At 38.6% G+C, this 10513-nt stretch carries 10 protein-coding genes; all 10 read left to right on the top strand.

Annotated features, from left to right (window positions below):
• The coding region (locus V7659_RS16390) for a carbohydrate ABC transporter permease (protein WP_335540900.1) at nucleotides 1–618 on the top strand (618 nt) is incomplete at its 5' end.
• A gap of 13 nt (nucleotides 619–631) precedes the next feature.
• On the top strand, nucleotides 632–1441 hold the full coding sequence (locus tag V7659_RS16385; protein ID WP_335540899.1) for a carbohydrate ABC transporter permease: 810 nt from the start codon (nucleotides 632–634) through the stop codon (nucleotides 1439–1441).
• Between the two features lie 35 nt (nucleotides 1442–1476).
• Nucleotides 1477–2769, top strand: a complete 1293-nt coding sequence (locus V7659_RS16380; protein ID WP_335540898.1) for an extracellular solute-binding protein — start codon at nucleotides 1477–1479, stop codon at nucleotides 2767–2769.
• Nucleotides 2770–2858: 89 nt separating this feature from the next.
• The gene (locus tag V7659_RS16375) at nucleotides 2859–4418 is read left to right on the top strand and encodes an acyl CoA:acetate/3-ketoacid CoA transferase (RefSeq protein ID WP_335540897.1); all 1560 of its coding nucleotides are present in this window, start codon (nucleotides 2859–2861) and stop codon (nucleotides 4416–4418) included.
• Between the two features lie 24 nt (nucleotides 4419–4442).
• Nucleotides 4443–5207, top strand: a complete 765-nt coding sequence (locus V7659_RS16370; protein ID WP_335540896.1) for an SDR family NAD(P)-dependent oxidoreductase — start codon at nucleotides 4443–4445, stop codon at nucleotides 5205–5207.
• Nucleotides 5208–5231: 24 nt separating this feature from the next.
• Nucleotides 5232–6008 carry an enoyl-CoA hydratase/isomerase family protein gene (locus V7659_RS16365; RefSeq protein WP_335540895.1) on the top strand — a complete coding sequence of 259 codons (777 nt, stop codon included), beginning with the start codon at nucleotides 5232–5234 and terminating at the stop codon, nucleotides 6006–6008.
• On the top strand, nucleotides 5974–7197 hold the full coding sequence (locus V7659_RS16360) for an acyl-CoA dehydrogenase family protein (RefSeq protein ID WP_335540894.1): 1224 nt from the start codon (nucleotides 5974–5976) through the stop codon (nucleotides 7195–7197). The genes V7659_RS16365 and V7659_RS16360 overlap by 35 nt, the downstream gene beginning before the upstream one ends.
• A 45-nt stretch (nucleotides 7198–7242) precedes the next feature.
• Entirely contained in the window at nucleotides 7243–9261 is a 2019-nt protein-coding gene (locus tag V7659_RS16355) for an FAD-binding protein (RefSeq protein WP_335540893.1), read from the top strand.
• On the top strand, nucleotides 9254–9679 hold the full coding sequence (locus V7659_RS16350) for a MaoC/PaaZ C-terminal domain-containing protein (RefSeq protein WP_335540892.1): 426 nt from the start codon (nucleotides 9254–9256) through the stop codon (nucleotides 9677–9679). The genes V7659_RS16355 and V7659_RS16350 overlap by 8 nt, the downstream gene beginning before the upstream one ends.
• 415 nt (nucleotides 9680–10094) lie before the next feature.
• Nucleotides 10095–10513 (top strand): GerAB/ArcD/ProY family transporter (locus V7659_RS16345; RefSeq protein WP_335540891.1); only part of this gene is annotated, 419 nt, incomplete at its 3' end.

Raw genomic sequence — 10513 nt, 5'->3', positions numbered from 1 at the left:
TTATTGGGCTTCACACTAGCATTAGCTGTCAATCGTATCACTTTAGGTCATGGATTAGCTACTACATTGCTTGTTTTTCCGATGATGGTTACACCAGTTGTGGTTGGACTGATTTGGAAATTCATTTTTGATTATAATTTTGGAATATTTAACTACGCATTGACACTAATAGGCATGGATAAGATTGCATTGTTAAATAGTAGTGCATGGGCTCTCCCATCCACCATTATGGTAGATGTTTGGCAATGGACAGGTTTTATGTTCATTATCATCCTGGCTGGAGTCAAATCGTTGCCTGAAGAACCTTTCGAAGCGGCCCAAATGGATGGTGCAAGTGTATGGCAGACTTTATGGAATGTAACTATACCATTGTTAAAGCCAGTGATTATTGTAGCTCTAGTTATGAGAATTGCTGGATCGATTAAAGTATTTGACCAGATTTTCGTCTTAACTGGAGGCGGTCCTGGAACATCAACGGAAACGATTTCGATCTTGTTGCACAGAAAAGCATTTGCAGATTTTGATTTTGGTTATTCGTCTGCATTAGCGATAGTTCTAACATTCATTGTCGGAATAGTCTGTTGGTTTGCAATCCGTGCACTTTATTCTGATAAATGAGGAGGGGAATTTAATGAATAAAAATAAGTGGGCGTATACATATGTAACGGTATGTTTACTGGGTTTTTTATTTCCAATCTTTTGGGTAATGTTTACATCAATTAAGACAACAACACAGGCTTTCCAAATTCCTCCTGTATGGATTTTCAAACCAAGTATTGAAAACTATGCACAAGTTTTTAAAACACAGCCTTTCGTTTATTACTTTTTCAATTCATTCATTGTCACTGTATTATCAACTGTCCTTTCACTTATTATAGGAACACTTGCTGGATATAGCTTGGCTCGGATGAAAATGAAGGGGCAAAAGTTTGTCAGCTTTACCGTTTTCTTCACGAAAATGTTTCCGCCAATCGTTTTAGTGGTTCCTTTTTTTGCCCTTTTTCGGCAATTTGGAGGTACAGATACTTTATTTTCTTTAACGTTATCCTACATAGCGTTCAACTTACCTTTTGTAACATGGTTAATGTGGGGATTTTTAAAAGAACTGCCTGAGAGTTTGGAAGAGGCAGCGCTTATTGATGGAACTTCAAGATTTGGTGCCATGTGGAGAATTATGTTACCGCTTGCAAAACCAGGATTAGCTGTATCTGCCATATTTGCTGCCATGAATTCATGGAATGAGTTCCTATTTGCGTTAAGCTTGACTGGTCAGCATGCTAAGACCTTGCCTGTAATGGCTGCAAATTTTGTTACACAGGACGCCATTCTTTGGGGACCTGTTACTGCAACTGGAACAATGCTTATGATTCCGATGTTCATATTCACATTGCTTGTACAAAAGCATTTAGTTAAAGGGCTTTCAATGGGTGCTGTGAAATAGACATAAATTTTATTATGAATACAGGGGGAAGACACATGATCAAAAAATTTTTGGTTCTAATCTTAATGCTGGTTCTTATTACAACTGGATGCGCACCTGGTGAAAGTCAAAATGCGTCTGGTGGAAACAAATCAGAAGGCAAAGACGTAAAGGAAATCTCCGTTATTGCTCGATCAGGAACGTATTATAATACACTCTCTAAGGTAGCTCCTGAATTTGAAAAAGAAACTGGGATAAAAGTAAATCTTCAGGAAGTTGGTCGTGATGGCTATTTACAAAAAGTGTCGACACAATTACTAGGAGAAAGTGACAGCACAGATGTTGTCCTCATGCTTAATAACTATATCGGCCAATTTGGTGAAGGCGGACAATTTGAGCCCCTTAATTCCTATATGAAGAAAAGCAATTTTAATTTGAATCATGTGATCCCTGCAGTAGCAGAATCTGTTAAATACAAAAACGAAGTTTACGCCATGCCTTTAGATACTAGTACACATTTCTTATTTTATAGAAAGGATTTGATTCCTAATCCTCCAAAAACATGGGAAGAGTATAAGGAGTTAGCAAAGAAGTTCACCAAAACCCAAAATCCTGACTCGCCAATTGAATTTGGTACGACCTTCCAAGGGAAACGTGGAGAAACTCAACCTAAAGAATGGTATCAATATTTCTGGGCAATGGGTGGAGAATTATTGGATAAGGATAATAAACCTACATTAAATAGTGATAGTGGAGTAGAAGCATTAAAATTTGTGGTAGACAATTTAAGGAAAGAAAAAATTGTCCCTCCAGACTCTACAACTTATGAGTTTCCTGAAGTATTATCAGCATTTCAAAACGAAAAAGTTGCTATGGCAGTAGAATGGAATACTGCATATCCACAATTATTAGATGCGAAAACATCACCAAAGGTTTCTGACAAGTTTGCAATCGCTGATGTTCCGGGTGGTAAGCCATTCATCCATACCTGGACGCTCGCCATTAACTCTCACTCGAAAAGAAAAGACGCAGCCTTTAAATTCATTTCTTGGTTATCTAGTCCTGCTGGGGCAAAGAAATATGCTCTTGCCGGTGGATTTCCTCCTGTTCCAGAAGTATTACAAGATCCTGAAGCAATCAAAGTCCATCCTGAATTTCCTGATTTACAGAGAACGCTGACAATGGCTAAAGCGGAGCCAACTCTTCCTGAATGGCCGCGAATTCACGAATTTATTACAGATGCTATTTCAAAAGCCCTTGCTGGGGAAAAATCACCTAAAGAGGCTTTGGATGAAGCGAATAAGAGTATATATGAATTATTGGATTCAAGAGGGTATTACAAAAAATAGATTAATAGATAGGAAAGGCATATTTGCCTTTCCTTTATATAAAATTTGTTGCAGCCAGTAAACGATTCTAGTAAAGAGGTGTCAGATAAATGAATCATACAAAACTTATGAATGCAAATGATGCGGTAATGCAAATTCATGATAATAGTACTATTGTCGTCGGAGGAGCGGGTGGCGGACTTGCAGAACCAACCTCACTCTTAAAAGCATTAGAAGATAGATTCCTAAACACATCCTTCCCTCGGGATCTTACCTTTGTTCATATTACAGGGGTTGGTGATCGAAAAGAAGGTGGAATGTGCCATGTAGCACATGAAGGTTTGGTGAAACGTGATATTGGCGGGCATTGGGACTACTTACCTAGGATGGCTAAACTCGCTAGTGAAAACAAAATTGAAGCTTACAATCTTCCACAAGGTGTCCTTTCGCAGCTTTTTCGAGAAATTGCAGCGAATAGACCTGGACTATTCACTCATGTGGGATTAAAAACCTTTGTTGATCCACGAATCGAGGGTGGGAAATTAAATTCAAAAACAACGAAGGATTTAGTTCATGTTATCGATATCGCAGGTCAAGAAAAACTATTTTATGAAGTTTTTCCTGTTGATATTGCATTTTTAAGAGGAACCACCGCAGATGAGGACGGTAACATAACTATGGAAGAGGAAGCAGCGATATTCGAAAATCTAGCAATCGCTCAAGCCGTTCGTAATAAGGGAGGAAAGGTTTTTGTCCAAGTGAAAAGGCTGGCAAGCAGGGGAACTTTGCACCCGAAAAACGTTAAAATCCCTGGAATTTTAGTAGATGGAATTATCGTATGTCCGGAACAATCGCAAACAGTTGCTTCCAATTATAACCCGGCCTATTCTGGGGAGATAAAAATCCCTTTGCAAAAGATTCAGCCTCTTCCATTCGATGAAAGAAAGGTAATTGCGATGCGTGCTGCATTGGAAATTCCCTCGGAAGGGGTTATTAATTTAGGTGTAGGGATTTCAGGGTCCGTTGGAGTTGTTGCAACAGAAATGGGGCTTCAGAATGAGTTCGTCTTTGCTGTTGAACAAGGGGTAATAGGTGGTGTGCCAGCAGGTGGAATCGAATTTGGTGCTTCAACCAATCCTTTAGCGATTATCGATACCCCATCCCAATTCGATTTCTTTGATGGCGGGGGAATTGATCTTGCCTGTTTAGGCATAGCGCAGGTAGACGGAAATGGGAACGTAAATGTGAGTAAAATCGGAGATAGGATAATAGGGTGCGGAGGTTTTATTAATATTGCACAAAATGCTAAGCAAATCATTTTTTGTGGCACTTTCACAGCAGGTGGTTTAGAAGTGGAGATTAGCGATGGTCAGCTTATCATCATCAAAGAAGGGAAACATAAAAAATTCGTTAATAAAGTAGACCAGATAACTTTTTCAGGTGAATATGCACGAGAAACCGGTCAAAAAGTCATGTTCATTACGGAAAGGGCAGTATTTGAAATAGGTGATCAAGGTTTGATTCTAACAGAAATTGCACCTGGAGTGATAATTGAAAAGGATATACTTGCACATATGGATTTTATGCCTCAGATCTCTAGTGAGTTAAGAGAAATGAATCAAATACTATTCCAACAATATATCGTTAGAAAAGTAACAAATAAAGTTTAATAAATATTGATCAGGAGGAAAAAGATGATTTCTATTAATCTTGAAAAAAAGGTAGCCTTAGTAACTGGAGCTGGAACAGGAATTGGCAAAGCCATTGCACTTAAATTAGCAGAGACTGGTGCCACGGTTGCGGTTAATTATAACAGCAGTAAGGAATCGGCCGAAAAGGTCGTTTCCACTATAGTTGAACAGGGTGGAAAGGCAAAGGCCTATCAATGTGATGTAGCTAATGAGGAAGCAGTAAAGGCAATGTATATAAAAATAGAAGAAGAACTTGGAGATGTAGACATTCTTATTAATAATGCCGGTTCATTGGTTGAGCGATGTGTAATTGAAAATATGAGCACCGAACTCTGGCAAACGATCGTTGACGTGAATCAGAAATCTGTATTTCTATGTTCAAAATATGCGATTCCAAAAATGAAAGATAAAAAGGAGGGGAGAATCGTTAATGTATCTTCTATTGCAGCGAGAAACGGCGGGGGTATAGGGGCTGTTATGTACGCTTCATCCAAAGCTGCTGTCAGCACTTTTACAAAGGGATTAGCAAAAGAGTTAGTCGGAAATGGAATATTGGTGAACGCAGTGTCGCCAGGAGTAATCACAACACCTTTCCACGACCGGTTTACCAGCAATGAAGCAAGAGAGCAATTCAAGAATGCGATTCCTTTAAGTAGAGAAGGCCAACCAAGTGAAGTGGCAGATGCTGTACTTTATTTAGTGTCTCCATTAAGCACCTATATAGTAGGTGAAAATATTGAAGTCAATGGCGGACAATTAATGGATTAAAAATCAGGGAATTAGGGGGATCAAATGGGAAATTTCATAAACGTTAATCACTATAAAGAAGAATCACTTTATTGGATTGAACTAAATAGACCCGACGCTTACAATGCTTTCTGCGATGAAATGATGGATGAAATTAAATCAGCCCTTACGGAAGCTGAAGGTATGAAGGATGTCAGAGTTGTGATTTTTTCTGGAAAAGGAAAGGTGTTTGCGTCTGGTGCAGATATTAAGGAACTAAATGCAATGTCACCATTTGAAGCATTATTTCCAAGGATGCAATCTTTATATGATTTTATCTACCAGTTCCCAAAACCAACTGTAGCAGTGATTGATGGCTATTGTCTTGGAGGTGGTATGGAGCTTGCTGCTGCATGTGACTTGAGAATTGCGACAGGACGTTCAAAGTTTGGATTACCTGAATGTAAGCTCGGGGTGATTCCGGGTGCAGGAGGTACACATAGATTAGTAAAACTCATAGGTGAAGCAAAAGTGAAAGAGCTCGTTTTCCTTGGAGATATGATGGGGTGTACCGAGGCTAAGAATATAGGTTTTATCAACTTTGTAGTCGAAGAAAACGAATTAAAAGAACGAATAATAGATATCGCCAAAAAAATTACTGAGAAAGCACCTATGGCTCTAAGATTTGCAAAACAGTGTATACAAAAGCAAGCTGACATTCCACAGGAGGTAGGGATGCTGCTCGAAAACCTGAGTCAGGCATACTTATTTTCTACTAAAGATAAATCAGAAGGAGTCACAGCTTTTATTGAAAAGCGAAAGCCGTTTTTCATTGGAGAATGAGGATGAATTAATTAATAACATAAGAGGAGTGTTTAAATTAATGGACTTTAAACTAACTGATGAAGAATTGCTCATAAAAAAACTAGCCAGAGATTTTGCTGAAAAAGAGGTAAGACCTATTGCGAAAGAGTTAAGTCACACTAAGGGTTTTCCTACAAAAGTTTATCAAGAAATGGGTAGATTGGGATTGGCAGGAGTTCCTTATCCAGAAGAATATGGCGGAGGAGAGGGAAGCTGGCTCGCATTTGCGATTGTCCATGAGGAAATTGCACGGGTTGATCCATCTGTTGCAAACTCCATCATGGGTAATTCTTCTGTATGTTCACTTTTATCAAATTTTGGATCACGCCAACAAAAGGAAAGGTGGCTAACACCGATTCTAACTGGGGAAAAAATAGGAGCAATTGCTTTGACAGAACCAAATGCAGGTTCTGATGCAAATAATCTGTCTACAACTGCCAAACTTGATGGAGATAAGTGGGTTATTAATGGCAGTAAGACTTTTATTTCCAACTCCGGAACAGATATTACAGGACCGATTATTGTTGCAGCCGTTACGGGAACAGATGAAAGAGGCAAAAAAGAAATAGGGACGTTTATTGTTCCAAAGGAAACAGAAGGTTTACTAGTAGGGCCACAATTACAAAAAATAGGGTTTAAAGGGAACGATACTCGTGAATTGACCTTTGATAATTGCCGAGTTCCAAAAGAAAATCTACTAGGCGACAAGGCTAAAGGCTATAGACAAACTCTAGAAACAATTTCATCAGGCCGTTTCTTGATTGCAGCTATGGCTGTCGGTTTAGCGCAGGGATGTCTCGATTTATCTCTACAATATGTCAGAGAGCGTAAAGCATTCGGACGATATTTAAATGAGTTCCAAAATATACAATTCAAGCTGGCAGAAATCGCAACAAAAATCGAGCTTGCCAGGATGATTACATATAAAGCCGCAGTTTTAAAAGATAACAATGAGCCTTTTGCAATGGAGGCGTCCATGGCAAAAATGTTTGCAACTAAATCTGCAATGGAAATTGCTCATGAAGCAGTTCAAATGCACGGCGGTTATGGAATTATGGAGGAATATGATGTATCAAGGTTTTTTGGAGATGCAAAAGTTTTAGAAATTGTTGAGGGAACGAATGAAATTCAAAAAATGATTATTTCCAGACAGCTAATTAAGAATTAATAATCCACCCTAGGGGTGATGACGGCAGTCAGGGAGGCAAATTAAATGGAAAAAGACACAAAGAACATAAACGGATTAGAAGTCCCAATCTATTCAATGAATACACTCGTTATAGGCAGTGGTGCTGCAGCATTAAATTGTGCTGTTCATCTGCACGAATTCGGTGTGCGGGATATAGCGATTGTAACGGAAAGATTAGGAGGAGGTGCTTCCAATAATTCTGGATCCGACAAACAAACCTATTATAAAATGTCGATTTCTGGGAAAGAATCGGACAGTCCTTATGAACTAGCAAAGACATTGTTTGATGGCGGGGCAATGCATGGGGATATTGCCTTAGTAGAGGCCACCCTATCATTACAGGAGTTTTATCATCTTGTTCAGTTGGGTGTTCCGTTCCCACATGACAAATATGGAACCTTCATCGGCTACAAAACAGACCACGACCCCAAACAAAGAGCCACTTCTGCTGGTCCAAGAACCTCGAATCAGATGTTTGAATGTCTTGCGAGGGATGTGACCGGAAAAGATATACCAGTTCTAGACAGGCATGAAGTTATTGCTTTACTTACTAAGACTGATGGCAATCAAAAAGAGGTAATCGGTGCAATTGCAATTAACAAAAATGAAATGGATTCTGATAATCTCGGGCTCGTAGTATTAAATTGTAAGAATATCGTCTTGGGAATTGGCGGTCCTGGTGGCATGTACCAGTCTTCTGTGTATCCAGAGGGCCAAATAGGAAGTATTGGTATTGCCTTGACTGCAGGAGCAGTAGCAAATAATTTAACAGAATCCCAGTTTGGGCTTTCTTCCATAAAGGTACGATGGAATGTTTCAGGCACTTATCAGCAAGTCATTCCTAAATACATTAGTACAGATAAGGATGGAAACGACCCTCAAGAATTTTTAAATCAATATTTTGGTTCAATGGGAAAACTAGCTACCTGCGTATTTTTAAAAGGGTATCAATGGCCATTTGATGCTAGGAAACTTACAAATTTTGGTTCATCAATAATAGATATACTTGTTTATAACGAGCGAGTAGTCAAAGGTAGAAGAGTCTTTATGGATTTCCGATCCAATCCAGAAGGTGATGAAAGGATAGGGAGCTTTTCTCTGAGTTATCTGGAACCAGAAGCCTACCAATACCTTGAAAAATCAGGCGTCTTATTCGGTACACCTATTGAGCGGCTTGAAAAAATGAATAAATTGGCGATAGAATTTTATCAGAGTAAGGGAATTGACCTTTATACGGAACCACTTGAAATTGCAGTTTGTTCACAGCATAACAATGGTGGTTTAAAAGGAAATATATGGTGGGAATCTAATATAAAGCATTTATTCCCTGTTGGAGAAGTTAATGGTACACATGGTATCTATCGTCCTGGTGGTTCCTCATTAAATAGCGGCCAGGTTGGGGGATATAGAGCAGCACAGTTTATTGCAACAAATTACAATTCTTCTCCTAAAAAAATTGCTGAATTTGTAGATGAAGCAGATGACCAAATCAGTGAGCTTTTTGGATATTATCAGAGTGTTTCAAACCGTGTGAATGCTAATTCAACATTTGGGGAAGAAATACGAGCACAAATCCAGACAAACATGACTTTATCTGGTTCACATATTAGAGAATTAAGTTCTGTCTCAGATGCTTTAGAGAAGGCGGAATCTCTTTATAAGCAATTTGATGAGAACCTAGAGATACGTTCAAGGAGTGAAATCCTTGGATCCATTCAAAATAAAATGCTGTTAGTCACACAGATAGCCTATCTATCAAGTATAAAGAAATACTTGGAAGAAGGCGGCGGCAGTAGGGGAAGTTACATTGTTCTCGATCCAGAGGGAGTGCAAATCCATCCGAAATTAGATGAAAAATGGAAAATAAAACATGAAAACAGTTCACTCAGGGACAAAATCATAGAAACTAGTCTTACTCCTGCAGGGCGGTTTCAATCCAGGCTGGTGCCTGTAAGACCTATTCCAGAAGATAATGAATGGTTTGAAAACGTATGGAACCAATATTTGCAGGGGGAAATAGTAAGAGGTGATTCAATTGAGTAATGACCTTTTACAAGTTGGAGATAGTGTCCGTTTTAGCAAAACGGTTAGTGAATCAGATGTCTATTTGTTTGCAGGGATCACGGGCGACTTTGGCGAAAACCATGTCAATGAAGAATATATGAAAAAAACTGCTTACCAAAAACGGATTGCACATGGAGCGCTTCTTGTTGGGTATGCCTCTACCACCTCCACCTTAATTATTCAGAGAAAAAATTTACCTGCGGTGTCTTACGGGTATGACTCCATCCGTTTTATCAGGCCAGTGTTTATTGGTGATACCATTTATATCACCTATACAATCGATAAAATTTGTGAAGACACACAAAAATCGTGGGCAAAGATTGAGATAAAGAACGAGCATGATCAATTGTGTGCAGTTGCCGTTCACATTCTTAAATTTATTGAGACATCAAATTAAGCAAAAGTCGATATGACTAATTTATGTGTTTTTGAATATTAGTTACATCAGCAGTTATTTCCGCCAAATCCATTACGTCTTGTACCGCCAAGTNNGCTATGGACCTATCCGGTTTCCGTACTATTTCCTAGTCGTACATGTCCTGACCGGAGAAATCGTAGGGGGAACAGCAGGCCCTGTCATTGCAGGAATCCTTAAAGTAAAAGGTGCTTTAGATTATCAGATGTAGATATGTGATTGAGAATATTAAGTAGCTGGTGAAGGAATTACATAAGTCCTACCTCGAAGATTGAGAAAGGGCTTTTTTTATTTCGCTTATATTTGTATATTATTCCTTTGGTGGAAGAAAACTGAAATTGGAACTAACATTAAAAATGAACATAAATCATTGATTTTTAGGATGGATTAGTGAGAAATGGAAATAGAAAAAATTAGTTCCGGTCAATTATTCGTTTTGATTTTTTTGTTTGAAATGGGTACTGCACTTGTACTTCCAATCGGATTTGCATCTGATAAAGATGTCTGGCTTTCAGTTATACTTGCCTCTGTTGGGGGAATCGTTTTATTTATACTGTACGATTACCTATTTCGTGAGTATCCAAATCTTCTTTTAAGTGGGTATGCTCGAAAGATCCTTGGAAGAAATTTAGGCTGGATAGTTAGCGTTGTATATGCAACGCTTTTCATTTATCTCTCTTCTAGAGATTTAAGGGAAACTGGGGAATTACTAGTGTCTAGCGTATATAGCCAGACTCCAATGTTCCTTATTGAAACGATGTTGATTATAGTAATAATATATGCACTATACAAAGGTGTAGAAGTTTTAGCTAGAAC

The organism is Neobacillus drentensis (genome assembly GCF_036966985.1).
Lineage (GTDB): Bacteria > Bacillota > Bacilli > Bacillales > Cytobacillaceae > Neobacillus > Neobacillus drentensis_E.
This window is presented reverse-complemented; position numbering and strand designations above follow the sequence as displayed.